General features: G+C 43.9%; 22 protein-coding genes. All 22 read left to right on the top strand.

What is annotated here, in order from left to right:
• Positions 1 to 7 precede the first annotated feature (7 nt).
• The 22 genes from H8S07_RS01180 (at position 8) to H8S07_RS01075 (ending at position 18,669) form a co-directional block, all read left to right on the top strand.
• The gene (locus tag H8S07_RS01180) at positions 8 to 880 is read left to right on the top strand and encodes a DUF1351 domain-containing protein (protein ID WP_186855252.1); all 873 of its coding nucleotides are present in this window, start codon (positions 8 to 10) and stop codon (positions 878 to 880) included.
• A 4-nt stretch (positions 881 to 884) separates the two neighbouring features.
• Positions 885 to 1,817 (top strand): recombinase RecT, encoded by a 933-nt coding sequence (locus H8S07_RS01175; RefSeq protein ID WP_186855251.1) that lies wholly within the window; start codon positions 885 to 887, stop codon positions 1,815 to 1,817.
• Between the two features lie 19 nt (positions 1,818 to 1,836).
• Positions 1,837 to 2,262: a hypothetical protein gene (locus H8S07_RS01170; RefSeq protein ID WP_186855250.1), complete on the top strand. Its 426-nt coding sequence runs from the start codon at positions 1,837 to 1,839 to the stop codon at positions 2,260 to 2,262.
• Positions 2,263 to 2,276: 14 nt separating this feature from the next.
• Positions 2,277 to 3,017 carry a hypothetical protein gene (locus tag H8S07_RS01165; RefSeq protein ID WP_186855249.1) on the top strand — a complete coding sequence of 247 codons (741 nt, stop codon included), beginning with the start codon at positions 2,277 to 2,279 and terminating at the stop codon, positions 3,015 to 3,017.
• A 109-nt stretch (positions 3,018 to 3,126) separates the two neighbouring features.
• Positions 3,127 to 3,561: a RusA family crossover junction endodeoxyribonuclease gene (locus H8S07_RS01160; protein ID WP_118519709.1), complete on the top strand. Its 435-nt coding sequence runs from the start codon at positions 3,127 to 3,129 to the stop codon at positions 3,559 to 3,561.
• A gap of 15 nt (positions 3,562 to 3,576) precedes the next feature.
• Entirely contained in the window at positions 3,577 to 4,440 is an 864-nt protein-coding gene (locus tag H8S07_RS01155) for a DUF4373 domain-containing protein (RefSeq protein WP_186855248.1), read from the top strand.
• Positions 4,437 to 4,703 (top strand): hypothetical protein, encoded by a 267-nt coding sequence (locus H8S07_RS01150; protein ID WP_186855247.1) that lies wholly within the window; start codon positions 4,437 to 4,439, stop codon positions 4,701 to 4,703. The genes H8S07_RS01155 and H8S07_RS01150 overlap by 4 nt, the downstream gene beginning before the upstream one ends.
• A gap of 11 nt (positions 4,704 to 4,714) precedes the next feature.
• Positions 4,715 to 5,353 (top strand): hypothetical protein, encoded by a 639-nt coding sequence (locus H8S07_RS14720; RefSeq protein ID WP_186855246.1) that lies wholly within the window; start codon positions 4,715 to 4,717, stop codon positions 5,351 to 5,353.
• Between the two features lie 3 nt (positions 5,354 to 5,356).
• A complete protein-coding gene (locus tag H8S07_RS01140; protein ID WP_243175940.1) occupies positions 5,357 to 5,698 on the top strand; it encodes a phage head-tail connector protein in 342 nt (113 codons plus the stop codon).
• Positions 5,695 to 5,997: a hypothetical protein gene (locus H8S07_RS01135; RefSeq protein WP_186855245.1), complete on the top strand. Its 303-nt coding sequence runs from the start codon at positions 5,695 to 5,697 to the stop codon at positions 5,995 to 5,997. The genes H8S07_RS01140 and H8S07_RS01135 overlap by 4 nt, the downstream gene beginning before the upstream one ends.
• Positions 5,997 to 6,332, top strand: coding sequence for an HK97-gp10 family putative phage morphogenesis protein (locus H8S07_RS01130; RefSeq protein WP_186855244.1), 336 nt, complete (start codon positions 5,997 to 5,999; stop codon positions 6,330 to 6,332). Before H8S07_RS01135 ends, H8S07_RS01130 begins: the two co-directional genes overlap by 1 nt.
• Positions 6,333 to 6,336: 4 nt before the next feature.
• The gene (locus H8S07_RS01125; RefSeq protein WP_186855243.1) at positions 6,337 to 6,732 is read left to right on the top strand and encodes a DUF3168 domain-containing protein; all 396 of its coding nucleotides are present in this window, start codon (positions 6,337 to 6,339) and stop codon (positions 6,730 to 6,732) included.
• A gap of 13 nt (positions 6,733 to 6,745) precedes the next feature.
• A complete protein-coding gene (locus H8S07_RS01120) occupies positions 6,746 to 7,297 on the top strand; it encodes a phage major tail protein, TP901-1 family (protein WP_118287810.1) in 552 nt (183 codons plus the stop codon).
• 86 nt (positions 7,298 to 7,383) lie between these two features.
• Positions 7,384 to 7,770, top strand: a complete 387-nt coding sequence (locus H8S07_RS01115) for a tail assembly chaperone (RefSeq protein WP_186855242.1) — start codon at positions 7,384 to 7,386, stop codon at positions 7,768 to 7,770.
• A 56-nt stretch (positions 7,771 to 7,826) separates the two neighbouring features.
• On the top strand, positions 7,827 to 8,111 hold the full coding sequence (locus H8S07_RS01110; RefSeq protein ID WP_199537843.1) for a hypothetical protein: 285 nt from the start codon (positions 7,827 to 7,829) through the stop codon (positions 8,109 to 8,111).
• Between the two features lie 10 nt (positions 8,112 to 8,121).
• Complete coding sequence (locus H8S07_RS01105; protein ID WP_186855241.1) at positions 8,122 to 12,009, top strand: tape measure protein; 3,888 nt, start codon at positions 8,122 to 8,124, stop codon at positions 12,007 to 12,009.
• Between the two features lie 9 nt (positions 12,010 to 12,018).
• A complete protein-coding gene (locus tag H8S07_RS01100) occupies positions 12,019 to 13,701 on the top strand; it encodes a distal tail protein Dit (RefSeq protein WP_117538359.1) in 1,683 nt (560 codons plus the stop codon).
• Positions 13,698 to 15,314, top strand: coding sequence for a phage tail spike protein (locus H8S07_RS01095; protein WP_117538358.1), 1,617 nt, complete (start codon positions 13,698 to 13,700; stop codon positions 15,312 to 15,314). The genes H8S07_RS01100 and H8S07_RS01095 overlap by 4 nt, the downstream gene beginning before the upstream one ends.
• Before the next feature lie 15 nt (positions 15,315 to 15,329).
• Positions 15,330 to 16,427, top strand: a complete 1,098-nt coding sequence (locus tag H8S07_RS01090; RefSeq protein WP_186855240.1) for a hypothetical protein — start codon at positions 15,330 to 15,332, stop codon at positions 16,425 to 16,427.
• A gap of 11 nt (positions 16,428 to 16,438) precedes the next feature.
• Complete coding sequence (locus tag H8S07_RS01085) at positions 16,439 to 17,893, top strand: hypothetical protein (RefSeq protein WP_186855239.1); 1,455 nt, start codon at positions 16,439 to 16,441, stop codon at positions 17,891 to 17,893.
• An 83-nt stretch (positions 17,894 to 17,976) separates the two neighbouring features.
• The gene (locus H8S07_RS01080; protein ID WP_186855238.1) at positions 17,977 to 18,333 is read left to right on the top strand and encodes a hypothetical protein; all 357 of its coding nucleotides are present in this window, start codon (positions 17,977 to 17,979) and stop codon (positions 18,331 to 18,333) included.
• Between the two features lie 3 nt (positions 18,334 to 18,336).
• Complete coding sequence (locus H8S07_RS01075; RefSeq protein ID WP_243175939.1) at positions 18,337 to 18,669, top strand: ribonuclease; 333 nt, start codon at positions 18,337 to 18,339, stop codon at positions 18,667 to 18,669.
• Positions 18,670 to 18,681 lie beyond the last annotated feature (12 nt).

Raw genomic sequence — 18,681 nt, 5'->3', positions numbered from 1 at the left:
GTATTTTATGTTGGAATTAAAGATTTTAAGTCCGCAGGAAGATGGATTCGTGCGGGAAATCGAGTGGAACCATGAAGAAATCAAAGCCGGAATCGCAGCCATGATGGAAGACTACAGAGGACTTGTATTTACAGAGAACTCTATTAAAGAAGCAAAACAGGACAGAGCAAACCTGAATAAGCTAAAGGCTGCATTTGAAGACGAACGCAAGAGAGTCAAAAAGCTGTGTATGGAACCGTATAATCGGTTTGAAAAACAGTTAAAAGAAGTCACTGTACTGATCGATGAACCGGCTAAGCTGATTGATGCACAGATTAAAGAAGTCGAGCAGATGAAACGGGAAGAAAAGCGAAAAGAAGTACAGGAATTATTTAAGACAATTGGTTTTCAGAATTTCGTAACAGTCGAAATGATCTGGGATGAAAAATGGCTAAATGCATCTGTGCCATTATCCAAGGTAGAAAGCCAGATGAAGGATATCATGTACCGGATCGGCGAAGAGGTTGGAACGATCAATCATCTTCAGGAGTTCAGTTTTGAAGCATTGGAAGTCTATAAGAAGACACTGGATCTTACACAGGCAATCCGGAAAGGACAGGAGCTTGCGGATATCCAGAAGCGGAAAGAGGAAGCACGTCTCGCCAAAGAGAAAGCGGAAGAAGAAAGAAAAGCAGCAGAACTGGCAGCGCAGAACGCAGAGCCGGTTGCGGCGGCAGATGCAGCAGAGGTTACAACAGCAGAGGATACAGCGCCGGAAGCAACAGTTGAAAAAGAAAACCTGATGTGTTTGGACTTCCGTGTATGGGGAACGAAAGAGCAGTTGATGGCTCTGCGTGATTATATGAAAGAAAATCATTTAAGATTTGGAAAGGTGGAATAAAAATATGGCAGTAAGTAACAGTTTGGTAAAGAAAACGGCAAAGACTGGCTTAACAGCTTATCTGACGCAGGATGCTGTTAAAAAGCAGATTAACAGTGTGGTTGGCGGAAAGAACGGAACAAGATTCATTTCCAGTATTGTATCTGCAGTCCAGACAACTCCGGCATTGCAGGAGTGTACAAATCCAAGTATTTTATCAGCAGCATTGCTAGGAGAGGCCTTGAATCTTTCGCCGTCGCCACAGCTTGGACAGTTTTATATGGTCCCATTCGACAATAAGAAAAAGGGATGTAAGGAAGCACAGTTTCAGCTCGGATATAAGGGATATATTCAGTTGGCTAAGAGAAGTGGGGTATACAAAAAGATCAATGTTGTTTCTATAAAAGAAGGAGAATTGATTTCTTATAATCCGCTGGAAGAAGAACTGGAAGTAAATCTGATCGAAGATGACTACGAAAGAGAAAGCACTCCGACAATCGGATATTATGCAATGTTCGAGGAAGTGAATGGATATAGACATAGCATTTATTGGTCGAAACAGAAAATGTTGGCACATGCAGAAAAATATTCGTTTGCTTTCTATAAGAATGGTGGAGCAAAATCGTTGGAACTGTTAGAACAGGGGAAAATTCCAGAAAAAGATTTATGGAAATATTCTTCCTTCTGGTTCAAGGATTTTGATGGTATGGCGCACAAAACAATGCTTCGTCAGTTGATCAGTAAATGGGGAACCATGAGTATCGATCTGCAGAAGGCAATTGATAAAGACATGGCAGTTATTCAGGAAGATGGATCTGTAGATTATGTAGAAAATAACACAACTGATGCAGAAGCAGCTGACGTGGTTGTGGATCAGGAGTTGCAGGAAGTACACATAGATGCGGAAGAGGCACAGGGGGATTCCTCCGATATTGAGTCGGAGTTTTTCAATAAATAACACAGGAGGTACATAAGTGATGAAACATGTAGATTTAGAGAAATTTGCAAATGGAGCATTTTCTGCACAGGTGAACAGGGCCATTGAAGAGGTAACAGAGAACATTCAAAATCCTAACACGGATGCCGGTGCTGCAAGAAAAATTACAGTTACAATTGCATTTAAACCAAATGCAGAGCGTAACTTTGTTGCTACCGGTGTACAGACAAAGACAACGCTTGCACCGGCACTTGGAGCTGTCACAGCATTTAGTATGGGTAAAAACCTGCAGACCGGAGAAGTAGAAGCCGTTGAAATGGGAAACCAGATACCGGGGCAGATGTCTATAAATGACGTGCCGGTAGTTGTCCCTGAAAGCGTAGTGGAAGTGGATGGAAACAAAGTAGATGCAACTACGGGTGAAATTGTCGAAAATAAAGTTGTTGATTTGAGGAAGAAAGCATAAGGAGGAATTGGTAGATGGTAGAAGGATTAAGAGACGCATTGCAGTACATTACAGGATTGAAAGAAAAGAGTATGGAACCGAAAATTGTGGAGATAGAAGGAAGTACATATTGTACAAGAGATCTCGTCAGATATCACAGATTCCCTATGGCAAGTAGCCTTTCGGTAAATACATTGACAGCATTAGTAGATTACATTAAGGGGAAACCAGAAGAATTAAGAGAAACATCTATTCTCCATGTAGTAAGCCCAACCAGAGTGAGCTTGTATTCAGGGTTAATCGATGAGAGAAAAAGAGAAAGTTTAATGGTTGCAGAAGCAATCGTAAATGAATTTGCATTTGACAATTATTATGATCAGGAACGTTTTCTGATAGAATTGCAGTCAAACTTTTTACAGACAGAGGATCTGCTTACTATTATGCAGGTATCTGGGAATATCAAATCTGGAACAACAGCAAATTATTCTGATGATGGAGTTTCACAAAAAACGACGATTAAAGCGGGTGTAGAACTGAGTGATGTAATCGTGCCGAATCCGGTAAAACTTAGACCATATCGTACATTTGCGGAAATCGAACAGCCAGAGAGTTCTTATATATTCCGCATTAAAGATAATGACAGGGGACCGGCATTTAAACTGGTAGAAGCCGATGGTGGTTTGTGGAAGAATGTAGTTATGAAGAAAATTAAAGATTATCTGGAATATGAATTAAGTGATCAGATTGAGGAACATAAAATTACGATAATTGCTTAAGCTTGCAACTTCCTATGGAAGTGTATCACAAAAGTAACTTGTAAACCATGCAGATGTCCTGTGGATGATCTGAAGCAATTCAGCATCCGCAGGAAGAAAGGAGCAGCCAGTGAAATCAGTGACATTTCATGTGCCGGGAAAACCACAGGGTAAAGCGAGAGCGAAGACAGTCCGGAATAAACATACCGGAAATACAATGTCTTACACACCGGAAAAAGACCTGCTGTATGAAAATTATATTAAGAACCAGTTCTTGAATGCATGCGGCGGAATGTTCCTGGAACAGGGAAAGCCGGTAACACTTCGGATCGTAGCCAGATTCTCCCCTCCGAAGAGTACAAGCAAAAAGCGTGCTGCACTTATGTTGGAGGGAAAAGAACTTCCGCTTAAGAAGCCAGATGTGGACAACATCGTAAAGGTTGTAGCAGATGCGTTGAATGGCGTAGCTTACCACGATGACACGCAGATTGTTCTGGTGGCAGCTAAGAAAGCATATTCGGCAATAGAAGGACTGGATGTGACAGTGGAGGAATATGCGAATTAGGAAAGAAGGTGCGACATGGCGAGACCGAGACTAAAAGGCCTTCTTTACTTTCCATTTGATATAGATTTTTTTGAAGATAATAAGATTCGGATTTTGAAAGCAAGATACAAATCCGATGGAGTATTGATTTATTTATTCTTGCTGTGCGAGATCTATCGTCAGGGATATTACATCAAGGTGGATGATGATTTTGAATATATCATTTCCGATGAACTCGGGATAGATCAGAATAAGGTGAAGCAGGTCTTGAACTTCCTGCTAAAACGGTCACTGTTTGATAACACACTTTTTAGTTTGGACAAGGTCTTGACCTCTGCCGGGATACAGAGGCGGTATCAGCTTGGTATTAAAGAAAGAATGCGAAAGAGTAGAACGCCGTTAGAAGTAGGCAGGTACTGGCTTCTAAATGAAGAAGATACAGAACCTTTTATTAAGTGCACACTTTTTGAAGAAAATTCCGGAAAATACAAGGATTTTTCCGGGAAAAACTCATTAAATTCCGAGAAAAATGACACAAAGAAAAGTAAAGTAAATAATAAAAATAATAATATAGCATTTCAACATCCAGAACTTGAACAGGCTTTTCAGATGTACCTTCTTGTCCGTGAACATAATTATGGAGAAATCCTTCCGGAACAGATACAGGCTCTGAGGGATGATCTGAAAACACTGAGCGACAAGGCAGAGGAACAGATCGCTATCGTTAAGAAGGCTACGGCGGGAGGATATAAAGGATTCTACGAACTGAAAACAGGAAAAAGAAAGCCCGGATCCGGACAGAAGAATAAGGCAAATAATTTTTCGGGGCGTGATTATAACATGGAGAAACTGGAAAGGGGACTGTTGGGTGTACCGGAGAAAGAAGGTGACGCAAAGTGAAAAACACGCAAAGACAGCCTTCCGAACTGTTACAGGGATTCTTAAATTATATTGATCAGGTTAAGTCAGAGTATGAGATGGCTCGTGAAGCTGTTGGAAAAGAAGACAAGAGGCTGCAGGACTTTTTACACGAATTGGAGTTTGCAGAAGATAAGGCTGAAAGAAATAAAATCGCCACGAAGTTCCAGCGAAGCAGACAAGAGCGAAGACGACAAAAGGACGAGGTACAACGGTTAGAGCTACTGGTGTTGCTGTATGGGTAAATACGCTGGATGTGTATAAATACCTTGGAGCTGCTGACATCACTCTGCAGACAGCGTTTGGATTTAAGTATATGACAGATTTCCTTGGAGCAGACGTTGTGTTTATTACATCTGAGATTCCGCAGAATGTTGTAGTTGCGACACCGCTCAACAACCTTGCTGCATACTATGTTGATCCGGGAGATTCAGAGTTCGCAAGAGCCGGCCTTGCATTTACAACGGATGCGGAGACAGGCTTTATCGGATTCCATACAGAGGGCACTTACGGACGTATGATTTCTGATAACTTTGCAATCATGGGCTTACGTCTTTTCTGTGAATATCTGGATGCAATTGCTTATATTTCAGTCGGTAGCTCTGATACACAGACATTAGGAACGCTGGATGTAACATCAGAAGCTGGTTCAGGAGCAGGACTGACAAAACTGTCTGTGAAAGAACAGTTGATGTCTCCGAGAAATAGCTGGAAATATAAGGATGCGGCATCTGCTACAAATGTAACTTGCGGAATGGATGTGAAGAACTGGACTAAATGGGATGGCGAATCTGAGATTGCGTCAACTGCCTCTCATCACATCACTCTGGTTGAATGTGATCAGAATTACAAAGCCGTTCGTTCCGGTGATGTAGTCGTGAGCGTAGGAGAGTAAAGTTTGGAGGGACAGGCTATGCTGGATAATCTGAAAGCATTGCTCGGCTTGCCGGAAGAAGATGTAAGCCAGGACAAAAAGCTGCAGTTGATTTTAACTGCAGCAAAGAGCCGGCTGAAACTTTTGCTTGGCGGGATCGAACCTCCTGAAGAACTGAATTATATCATTCTGGACGTTGCAATCATACGATTCAACCGGATTGGATCAGAAGGGCTTTCTTCTCATACCGTAGAGGGAGAAAGCCTTTCCTGGTCTGATAATGATTTTGCCGGATATATGGATGATATCCGTTCATATCTGGACAACCAGAAAGAGATAACGAAAGGCAAGGTGAGGTTTCTGTGAGATATGATACACCTGTTTTTATGCAGATGATCACATCCGGTGAGTATGATCCGAATACAGGCGATTATGAAGATGAGCATGTAAGCGAAACTGAGCTGATGGCATCTGTGATGGATACCGGAACAGAGACAATGCAGTTAGTGTACGGTGGGCTGAAACAGGGAAGTTTGACCATACATTTACAGAATCATTACTTAGATCCGTTTGACAGGATACGGATTGGAAAGAAGATTTATACAGTTGACATGAGCAGAAGACTGCGGACGAAGCAGTCTTTTGTCGTATCGGAGGTATTGTAGTGGCAGGAGTAAGGATAGACGGCTTTGACAAGCTGGAGGCGAAACTTAAGCGGAATATGGACCTCGGAGCAGTGCGAACAGTCGTAAGAAGGAACGGCGCAGAGTTGCAAGGGAAGACACAGAAAAATGCGCCGGTTGATTCGGGTAATTTAAAACGAAGTATTGGACTGGATGTTACAGACAATGGAATGACAGCAGAGGTAGAGCCTGCGGCAGACTATGCAGCTTACGTTGAATACGGTACACGATTCATGGAGGCGCAGCCTTATCTGAAGCCCGCTTACGATGAGCAGAAGAAGAAATTTGTCAAAGATTTAAATGAACTGGTGAGGTGAGAGAATGGATCCGCAGCAGGAAATATTCAGCGCACTGCTGATCGCGCTGAAAGAAAAATATAAAAATACAGGCATTGGTGTTTACGACACCTTTTTGCCGCCGGAAGGAACGGCGTATCCATTTGTATATCTCGGAGCAACTACGCAGGCGGATCAGGACACGAAGGACGCGATCATCGGAAAAGTGAGTCAGACGGTCCATGTCTGGCACGACAATCCGAGAAAGCGCGGTACGGTCTCTCAGATCATGCTGAGTATAAAAGAGTTGTGCCGGAGCTTAGAACACACACGGAACTTTAGCTGGTCAGTAAAGCTTGCTGAACAGAGGATCCTTCCGGACACCACTACGAAACAGGCACTCTTGCACGGTGTGCTGGAGTTTGAATTTAGTTTTTCATGAAAGGATGATGAAAATGAGAAGGAAAGAAATGCAGGGATTGCAGGTATTTTCAGAAAGTAACACAGAGGCGGTACAGGGTAAAAAAATCATTTACTTATACCGTCTGTTAAAAGAAGCGGCAACAGAGAGTGCGAAAGGAATCGCATTTACGACAGAAAACGGACGTACCAAGTCCAAGGATGCAGATACAACTGCCACAAAAGATGGAACGATCCGTACACCGGGCGCACTGGAAGTTGAAATCACTGCGACCAGTATTCTGGCAAAAGGGGATACAACCATTGATAAGCTGGAAGAGGCACTGGACAACGATGAACTTCTGGAGATCTGGGAAGTGAATTTGCTTGAAAAAGGAACATCTTCAGATGCAGAAAAATTCAAAGCAAAATATTTCCAGGGGTATCTTACAGAACTGGAATATACATCCAATGCAGAAGACAATGTAGAAGTTTCACTTACATTCGGATGTAACGGAAAAGGCGAAGCTGGTTATGCGACAGTTACGAAGGAACAGCAGGAGCTTGCAAATTATGTATTTGCAGATACCCAGAAGACAGGTCCGTAATATATACGAGTAATATGCATGAGTAAGATAATATACATGAGGATACACATTGCGGTATCCTCATTTTTCGCGAAAGGAGTAAGACAATGGAAGAATTAGTAATCAATGGGCAGACATATGAGTTTAAGTTTGGTATTGGCTTTTTAAGAGATATGAATAAAATGATCGCAGTTCCGGTGAAAGAAGTTCCGGGCATGAAAAAGGACGTTGGATTCAATTATTATGCGGCAGAGATGCTCGGTGGTGACGTGGAAGCACTTGTAATGATTTTGAACACAGCGAACAAGGGGCAGAATCCGCGAATCACACCGGCGGCTCTGGAAGCCTATGTGGAAGATCCGGATACAGATATCGATGAACTGTTTGACAAGGTGAAGGATTTTTTATTAGGAGCCAATGTTACGAAGAAAGCAACGAAATTCCTTGTGGAACAGGTGGAGAAGGAACTGGCGGAAGCCGAGACGCAGAATTAGAAGATTTTGGAGAAAAGTATAAGGAAATCGCATTAAACTGTTTTCGCTATCTGGGCATGAAAAGCTTCGAGGAAGTAAATAAACTGACGATTCCCGAATACAACCTGTTAATGAAATCCGTTGAACTAAGAAGAGTGGATGAAGAGTACCGGCTGCATTTACAGGCATTTCTTAACTTCAAAGCGAAGGCGAAGAAGAAAGCCGGAAAAGACAAACTGCGGCCGGTATATGCAAACTTTAAGAAGTTCTTCGATTATGAAAAAGAAGTGAACCGTGTCCTTGGAAAGAATAAGACGGACAGTCGTTTTGTTGGAATCGGTAAGCTTCTGAAAAAACAGTAGGAGGTGCAATATGGCTGAAAGTTATTCAGTAAAGGCGATATTGTCTGCGAGCGACCGTGGATTTTCGTCTGCGTTCAAGAGTGCGCAAAGCAGTGCAGAACGTTTGAAAAGTACATTGACGTCCGGTCTAGGATTTGGAATCATGACCGGGATCGGTCAGAAAGCATTCTCTGCAATAACGAGTGGAATATCCGGAGTGACAGGGGAGTTAAATGAATCATCTGCGGCATGGAAGACATTTAACGGAAATATGCAGATGATCGGAAAAGGGACAAAATCCATCACGAAGACAAGAGATGAACTACAGGATTTTGCTACAAAGACAATCTATTCCGCTTCGGATATGGCAACGACCTACAGCCAGCTTGCTGCCGTTGGAACAAAGAACTGTACGAAACTGGTAAAAGGATTCGGAGGATTAGCTGCAGCTTCTGAAAATCCGACACAGGCAATGAAGACATTAAGCCAGCAGGCAACACAGGCGGCTGCAAAGCCAACGATCCAGTGGATGGACTTTAAATTGATGCTGGAACAGACGCCGGCAGGTATTGCGGCTGTTGCTAAAGGCATGGGGAAAACGACATCACAGCTTGTACAGGATGTGCAGGATGGAAAAGTTAAGACAGAAGATTTCTTTAATGCGATAGCAAAGGTCGGAACAAACAAGTCCTTTACTAAACTTGCCACGTCGTACAAGACAGCAGGGCAGGCTATGGACGGTTTGAAGGAAACGCTTGGTGTAAAGCTGATGCCGACTTTTAATAAGGCATCCGATGTTGCAATTTCCGGTATTGAAAAAGTAATTGGACGTTTGGATAAAGTAGATCCGGACGGGCTGGCAAAGAAAGTAGAATCTGCGGTATCGGTTGTATCTCCGTACTGGAAAGCATTTTCGGATGCAACTTCCAAAGCCGGAAAAGCAATCATAAATGCTGTGTCGGCTGTTGGAAAATCTTTTGGTGGACTGGCGCAGAGAAAGAGTAGTCTAGATACATTTACGAGCGTAGTAAGTGGCATATCAGATGCGATTGCTCATTTTGCGCAGATTGTGGCAGATCATTCAGACGAAATAGCGTCTGCAGCGCCAAAGGTTTTAAAACTTCTTTTGGCGATAAAGGGATTTAAGATCATCCAGTCGCTCGTTCCGGGAATCACCACATTTGCGGGTACGCTTTTGAAGTTAGGTGGAAAAGGCATTGTGGCATTAGCTGGTAAGTTATTCGGTGTTGCGGCAGGAGAGAAAGCGGTTGGAGTAGCAAGTAAAGAGTCTTTCGGAAGTCTTGTTCAGTCCGCTACAGCATTCTTGAAAATGGGAGCCGGAATCGCACTGATTGCAGCCGGATTTGCGTTGCTTACGCTTTCTGCGATTAATCTTGCAAAAGCCGGTCCTTTGGCGGCAGGCGTTATGCTTGGCATGGTCGTTGCAATCGGCGGGCTGCTGGTCGTTGCGAAAGAAGTTGCACCGGCTTTAACTGCCGGGGCAGCAGGCTTCATAGCTTTTGGCGCAGCAGTTGTCCTGGCGGGTGCAGGGATGTTATTACTTACAACAGCAGCAACGAATCTGGCATCTGCCGGACCGGTGGCAATTGGTGTGATGGTCGGCATGGTGGCAGCGGTTGCCTTGCTTGCAGCAGGAGCAGCGGTTCTGGCGCCGGCACTTACCGTTGGAGCAGTTGGTTTTATCGCCTTTGGAGCAGCGATTGTTCTGGCGGCAACAGGTGCATTGATAGCAGGAGCAGCGCTTAAGATTGTTGTTGGTGTTCTGCCAGCAGTTGTCCAGTATGGAGCGGCAGGAGCGGTATCCATCGCAGCTCTCGGAGCAGCAATGCTTGTATTTGGTGCGGGCGCAGCGATTGCCGGAGCCGGATGTATTGTACTGGGAGCCGGGCTCGTAGTAGTTGGCGCAGGAGCAGTGGCAGCCGGAGCTGGATTGCTGGTGCTTGGAACGGCAGTTCTTGTGGCGAGTGCCGGATTTACGGTGATTGGAAATACAATCACGAAAGTCGTGGATGCAATCAGTGGCGGTCTTACAAGTGTGCTGAATGGAATTGCCAAAGTGATTAATTCGGTCGGAACATCTGCAAAGAATGCCGGACAGGGATTTAAGAGTGTAGCAAGTGGGATTAAGACGATAGCCGGACTGTCGATTGGATCTATCGCAAAATCTCTCGGAGCTGTGTCGATCGGGCTTGGTAAAATTTCCAAAAAGGGTACAGGTGTAGGTCAGGCGGCGAGTGGATTGAAAACGCTGGCATCCGCATCTGCATCCGTAAATGTAAGTTTCGGAACAATGGGCGCGGTGGCGGCAAGTTCTTTATCTGCGGTTGGCAAGTCCATGAGCAAAGTGGCTTCTACAGCGAAGTCTGCAGGTAAAAATGCAGGAAGCGGTTATGCATCTGCTCTTCGCAGTGGTCTGAGTAAAGCTGTATCGGCTGCATCGAAAGCAACTACAAGTGTAAATGCAAGGCTGAGATCCGGGCGTTCTGGTGCGTACAGTGCCGGCTCTTACGTCAGCCAGGGGTTCGCAAGTGGAATGAGTTCCTGCCTTGGACAGATCGAAGCAGCAGCTGAGAGGATGGTATCTGCTGCGGACACAGCTATCCGGGCGAAAGCGAAGATCCACAGCCCTTCCAAACTCACGAAGAAGCATGGTGGATACATGAGTTTGGGATTTGGAAATGGAATCCTGAGTAAGATCAGTGAGGCTACAAAAGCGGCAAGAAAACTCGTCAGCGAAACGATGAAAGTATTTAAGACTGCGAAGAATAAGGGAAATTATGAGTCGCTTGGTGAAAAACTCAGTGATAAGTTCAAATCGCAGATGGAGAAGAAACGGGACAGTGCACTTAAGTCGGTCAAGAATATGATCAATGCGTATGTGAAGCCACTGAAAAAGCAGAATAAGAAGGCTTCCAGCAAGTATACGAAAGCCGGACGCTATCTAAACAGTGCATTTTCAAAATCATATAAAGCCGAAGTGAAGAAGCTGATCAAGGCAGCGGATTCCACATTTGATAAGTTGGGAAAGAAGTATCAGAAGAAATACGATGCGATCATCGATGCAAGAAAGACATTCATGGAGAATCTTGGAAATGTCAACAGTCTCTACACGGCGGATGATTACGGGAATATTGCATTGAAAGATTTTAATGCCGGCACAAAGCAGATCAATGCCTACGCAAAGAATCTGGAAAAGCTGAAGAAAATTCTTCCGGACGGACTGATGGAAGAAATCCTCGGACTCAGCACGGCAGAAGGTCTGGCTTATACGAATAATCTGCTTAAGATGTCTACGAAAAATCTGAAAGCTTACGGGGCAAGTTATACAAAATTCCAGAATGCTGCAAAGAAAACAGCAACCAATTACTATGCGCCGAAATTAAGCAGTCTTAAGAAGGACTTCTCTGCGCAGGTGACGAAAGAAGCAAAGGCGCTGAAAAAGCGCATGACTACAATTGGAGCAAATGCAATGAGCGGATTTGTGTCAGGAATGTCATCCAAGAAAAAGAATCTGAGTAAAGAAAGCCGGATACTGGCAAACGAAGTGATCAAGGCATTCCGAAAGAAGCTTAAGATTCACAGTCCGTCAAAGGTATTCGCTTCTCTGGCGACTTACACGGCAAAAGGATATATAAACCAGTTGGAGACCATGCGGCATAAGATTGCTGATGTAGCGCAAAGTATTGTGACCATTCCTGACGTTGCGGCACCGAGACTCGCAGGTGATTACACCGGCGATTTGTCAGCAGAGTATGAATATTACAGCAACGCGAAGTATACGATTGTTGTTCCGGTAGAAGTGGATGGACGAGAAGTGGCAAGAACGACTGCACCATATATGCAGAGCGAACTGGATTCGAGACAAAGTCGTGAGAGCAGACGGCATGGAAGAAAGTAAGGAGGCAGTATGTATAGTTTCGTAGATACGACAGATTTTCAGGTGGGGCGTGACGTCCCATCTGAAGCTTTGATGATAAATGGAATATTGATCGAGGATGAAATCCCGGAGTATCGGACCTTGCATGTCTCCGGACGGGAATTGTTAGAAACAGAAGTCACTACGCTGGACAGCACTGTGAATGATGGAACAAGGTATCAGAGTAAAAGATATCCGGAAAGAACGATTACTGTGACGTTTCAATTGATTGCCGGAAGTAATGCGCGGTTCCGTGCAGCATTTAATGAGCTGAATGCACTTCTGAATGTAGAAGAGGCGCAATTAATCTTCATGGATGAACCCGACAAGTATTACATTGGAACAATGGAATCGGTGGATGATATCGATCCGGGGAAGAATGCCGTGACAGGTTCTTTCAGTTTTAAATGCTCCGATCCGTTTAAGTATTCTGTGAAAGAATACGAGGTAGAACCGACAGATAATGCATTTGTGTTTGAATACGGCGGTACATATCGGGCATTTCCAAAGTTTGAAGTTGATTTTTACAATGACGAAAGCGGCGAAGAGAACGACAATGGAAGATGCGGTTATGTAGCTTTCTTCGATGACGAAGAACACATATTACAATTTGGCAATCCGGACGAATTGTCAGAAGAGCAGATCGAGGTTGTCGAACAGGAAACCAATACTTATCAGGTTCCGACAACGAAGGTGCAGGTTAATCATTCGTTCAAGAAATCGTCCGCATGGAATGCATTAAAGACGAAGTATAAAAATAACAGCGGTGTGCTGTATGGAACAGTGGCACAAAATGGAACGATGGGAGAGAAACATTCGCAGAATTCCACGAGTGAGGGAACTTACTATCTTACAGCGACAAGTTATGGATCGGGTTCTGGATGGCATGGTGCTGTAACGACATATTCTCTTTCGGAATCTGCTACAGATTTCCAGATGCAGTATGCGCAGAAGATGTGTGTGGACAGCACGAGTGCAGGAAAGAAGCAGAAAGGTCGTTTCCAGATGATATTGTCGGATGCGTCTGGGAAAATTGTAGCGGGCGTTGACATTTACAAGTCCGGTGACGGAACGAAAGGGAAGTACCGGATGATCGTGGATGGCAAGATCCGGAAAGAAGCAGAGATAGATCTGTCATTGCACAACAAGAGATTTGGAGAAAACCGGGCAGAGGATAAGAAGAAAAAAATAACTGCCATTAAGACCGCAAAATCATCCTGCATTACAAAGAAAGGCTCAAGAATTTCCTTTGACCTCGGCGGGATAAAAGCAAGCTTTACAGTGGAGAGCGTAGCGGCGAAATCCGTAAGCAAGATCACTGCCGGGTTCTTCCAGAAGAGCACGGCGGCAGCCATGAAATACAATGGAATGTATGAAATGAAACTGGTGAAGAACTATAAGAAGACGGTCACGGAGACTATAGATAAGATCGTACTGGAATGGCACGATGTACAGAATAAATTCAATGCAAATGATGTCCTTTCGATTGACTGCGCAAGTGCATCCGTAAAGCTGAATGAACTGGACAGGCAGGATCTTGGAGCACTCGGCAATAGCTGGGAAGAATTTTATCTAATGCCCGGAGTGAATCAGATCGGGTTTAGCTGGTCGGAGTGGGTAGAAGAGGAATACGCACCGGCCTTCAAATTGAAATACAGGGAGGTCTTTCTATGATCGTGTATTTTGCTGACCGTCATATGAACATATTAGGAAATGCAAGCACAACGCTTCCGGAAGGCTTGCTGATTGTCGATGATACAAAAACAGAAGAGATAGAAGCGGGCGTATCGGTTCTGGAATTGCATATTGCATACGATGCGCTTACGAGAAAAGAAGTGGAAAGATGTGCTGCGGTAGGAAATTATTTACTGTACCAGAGTAGCGATGAAAAATCTTTTTATACGATCATTGAGACAGAAGCAGATACAAAAAGCAGAGAAGTTATGGTTTATGCAGAAGATGCGGGATTGGATCTGCTGAATGAAATAGCACTTCCGTACACTGCAGATAAGGCATATGAGATCGATCATTATGTAAATAAATTTGCAGAAGACAGTGGCTTTGAGATCGGACTTAACGAGGTATCAGAAACAAAGAAACTTGCCTGGAATGATGAACAGACTGTGACGGAGCGGATATTAGACGTTGCCGGAGAGTTTGATGCAGAAATCGCCTTTTCCTTTGATGTAGAAGGAATGGCTGTAAAGCATAAGTATATCGACATTTACCAGAAGCGGGGACGGGACGCAGGAGTACAGCTTCATCTGAACCGCGATATCGACAGGATGGTAACGAAGAAATCAATTGCGAATCTTGCCACGGCATTGCTGCCATACGGTTCCACACCGGAAGACAGTGATATTGCAATCAATCTGCGAGATTATAAGTACGATGATGGAGATTTTTACATTGATGGAAATCTTCTGAAATCCAGGACAGCATGGCAGCAGTGGAGCCGGTTTTTCGCAGATGGACAGGGCGAAGGCGATATTGTAAAGACATTTAATTTTGATACAGTAAGTCAGGAACTCTTATGTGAGAAGGCGATAGAAGAGCTGAAGAAGATCCGGGAACCGGAAGTGAACTATGAGATTGATGTGCTTGAACTGCCAAAGGGTACAAAGATCGGAGATACCGTAAATATTGTGGATGAATCCGGCGAAGTATATTTTTCTGCGAGAATATTAAAAACGGAGATTTCAGAAACGGGCAGAAGTGTCAGCATTACTATTGGAGATTATCTGATCAAAGATAACGGAATCTCTCAGCAGGTGCAGGATCTGGCGGGAAACTTTAAGAATCTGGCAGACAATCGAACGCTGTATACATGGACCGCTTACGCAGATGATGAATACGGTTCCGGAATTTCGCTTGATCCGACCGGGAAAGCATATCTTGGAACACGTGCGAACCAGACTGTGAGAGATCCGGATATTTCCAATCCGGAACTGTATAAATGGGTGAGAGTAAAAGGGGAAGAAGGAGAAGCGGCAGTATTGCTTCACATAGAATCCTCGAGGGGCAGTGTATTTAAGAATAATGCAGTGTCAACGGTATTGTCGGTTGTTATATATCACGGAAAGGAGCGGATAGAAGATGCAGAGACTCTGAGAAAGACATTCGGAAGCGGTGCATATATCCAGTGGAAATGGCAGCGCTTAGAGGAAGAGACTTATGGAATTATCTCTTCCGGTGATCCAAGAATCAGAAACGATGGATTTTCATTTGCATTATCACCAGATGATGTAGATGTAAAGGTAACTTTTTTATGTGAATTAATTGTTTAGCAGGAGGATAAGAGCATGGGAATTAAAGCAGCAGATCAATTAACTATTATGGATGTCACGGATGCGTATTCTGTGATGCTTACGTCAGAAGCGTATACATTTATCGGAAATACAAGTGGAGCGCCTTCTGGGCTGTCCTGTATCACAGAGGCCGTGGCATTTTGTGGAACAAATCAATGCGCTTCTGTAAGCGTTGATAAGAGTTCAATTATACTTCCAGCCGGAATCAGTGCAGCAGTTGAAGGAAGTGGTACAAATAAAGTGAAAATTACATTTACAACTACGGCTATCATCTCATCAGCGTGCGAGGCTACAATCCCGGTAGTAGTAGATGGTATTACAGTAAACAAAAAGTTTTCGTTCGCTGTAGCTAAAGCTGGTGTTAATGGGCAGGATGGTAAAGACGGGGCAAATGGCACTTCCGTAACCGTCAGTTCTACATCGGTGACATACCAGATTGGCTCAAGCGGTACGAACAAACCTACCGGATCATGGTCAGAGAACGTTCCCGCTGTTGAACGTGGCCAGTACTTATGGACAAAGACGGTAGTCAATTACTCTGATGGTAAATCTACGGAAGCATATAGCGTATCTTACCAGGGCACAAATGGAACAAACGGGGCAAATGGTACTTCCGTAACGGTATCATCTACTGATGTAACGTATCAGACCAGCTCAAGTGGTACAGAGGAACCTACTGGACCGTGGTCTCCTACTGTTCCATCTGTGGGGTATGGCCAGTTTTTATGGACTAGGACAAAAGTAACTTATTCCGACGGAAAATCCACAACTTCTTATAGTGTTTCTTATAAAGGCACGAACGGAACAAACGGGAAGGACGGAGTAAACGGAGCAGATGCCATTACTCTTACCGTGACATCCTCAAATGGAATCATTTTCAAAAATAACTCTGGGTCCACTGTTCTTACTGCGCATGTATTTAAAGGAGCTACCGAGCAGACAGTGGCCAACGACGGTACGGTATCCGGGATTGGAGTAGTTAAGTGGTATAAGGTCGGAGGATCAGCGCCTATTGCCACAGCAAAAACTTTAACAGTATCGGCAGTGGATGTAACAAATGCACAGGCATATACATGTCAGCTTGAAGATTAAGGAGTGAGAGGATGGCAATATTAGCAAAGGCAGATATTACGATATCGAGGATTATAGACGTGAAAGCAGTTACAACATATTACTTATTGCAATCCTCAACTGCCGCCAAGCCGAACAAACCGACAGCAATCCCGCCCGGTGGAAATTGGAATACAACAGAACCAACATACGAGTCAGGATCAACAAGCACCCTATACACTGTAATCTTGACTATAATGTCCAATGATACATACAGCTATTCGGATGTATCGAAGTCCAGCAGCTACGAAGCAGCCAAGGAAGCCTGGAATAAGGCAAATCGGGCGCAGGCGGCTGCTGACGCTGCGGCGAAAGTTGCAACGAATTATATACAGGGAACGGATGATGGCTTGATTGTAGGAAATATGGAAGCGGATACATTAGGAGCAAATGTAAAGGTAGATTCTGATTCTATGGAAATTCGAAACGGAGATATGGTGCTAGCGAAGTATGCGGCAAATAAAGTGGAGCTGGGGAAGAATAGTAAAGATGCTGTGGTGGAAATGTGTGGTGGAACAACATCGATTGTATCTTCTGTACAGGAAAAAGATGGAGAAAGCGTAACATTTTCAAAAATAAATGGAACAGATGGAGTTGAAATTGATGCAGCTTCACATCTGAATATGTCCGGACCTGTAGCAATAAATCTTGATTCTACTAATTATTACGAAAATGACAATGGAATGGATACATCAGCATCAATACTTTCCTTGATGAGCCCGGAGGTTAATGCGGAAAATGATGCAGTAGCTTTTCTTGAGTATCTGACAGAATATTACGGCACATCAGGGACGGGAGTTGGCAAGCAGATACAAAACTATATAGGTGTATTGGATTCTGGAATTTTATTGAGATCGCAAATCAGTCATCAGGGAGTCATGAGTGAGAATGATAAGATTGCGCTATTATTAAATAATGCAGATGGGCGTTTGCATGTCTACTCGAATGACGTGACTATTATTTCGCATAATTCAACTGGTAATGCTATAGGTGTTGGAGTTGGAACCGGAGGAGTAAACCGAGGGCTCCATGATGAAGTAGCCGGAAAATGGCAGTTGTATTCAGATGAGACAGATCTGTACTTGGGACCGCCGACCAGAGATACCTTTAAACCATATTACACAAAAGGCGATAAAATTCCATGTGAGATCAGCACTGGTGGTTACGTTAGCGGTGGCGGTAAACAGGTTATATTTTCAGTCCCATTGTCCAAGCCGCTTGTAGGAGTATCGGCAGTAACGGCAACTACGAACAATGGTTTCCGAGGAAGACAGGGCGGTAAATATACACACGGTTCATCTGCGAGTGCGTTTGTAAAGCCAGCTTCGTATTCATGCTATGTCAGAGAGTCATGGATAGAAGTAAGGATGACGATCGACAAAACAACTAACGTCGCCAATAATGATGCCATTGGCATTGCATGGTCAGGATATTTAACATTTTCATAGGAGAATTTTACATGAACACCCCAAGAGCAAGACCGTAACGGTCTTATTTTATTTGCATAATTTAAGGAAAGCAGGAATAGAAAGTGAAAGAAATCATCTTACAGACATATGGAATCGTTCTGCCGATCGTGCTTGGGTATATCGTCTGGCTTTTGAAGGAGCAGAAGAAGAGACAGCAGAAGGATGCCATAGAGCGAAATAAGCGTATCGCTGACGAGAATGAGAAACGGGATGCAAACAGTGCCGGTACGATGCTGCTTCTTCGGGTGCAGCTAATCGAGTACCACGACAGGTATATGAAGATCGGTTCTATTCCGTCCTATGCTTATGAGAACTTCTGCCAGATGTACGAAGCGTATCACAGGCTTGGAGGAAATGGCATGGTTGAAAAAATGCATGACGAGATCCAGGAATTACATTTGAAACGTAAAGGAGATTAGATTATGGGAAAAGCAATGAGTGCAGAGCTTCTTCTGCAGTATATCAGTTACCTGCTGACCGGAATTGGCGTATTGGCATTTCTGGTCAGTGTGATCGTGCAGGCAGTGAAAGAGATGCCGGTATTTAAGAAGATACAGACCAGTGTTGTAGCACTGGCGGTGTCACTGATCCTGACGCCGATCAGCGTGATCGTCCTGTGCAATTATTATCGGATTGTGATTGAATGGTATTATATTTTCGCAGCAATTGTGGCTGCTTTTATTGTATATCTGGTAAGTACAGGCGGATGGGAGCGAGTTGCATCGATCTGGAATCGGAGTAAATATAAGAAATAAGGATGTTTGGAA

It is taken from the genome of Dorea hominis (genome assembly GCF_014287705.1).
GTDB classification, from domain to species: Bacteria; Bacillota; Clostridia; order Lachnospirales; family Lachnospiraceae; genus Dorea_D; species Dorea_D hominis.
Note: the sequence above shows the minus strand (reverse complement) of the source record. Positions and strands in the feature narration are given on the sequence as shown.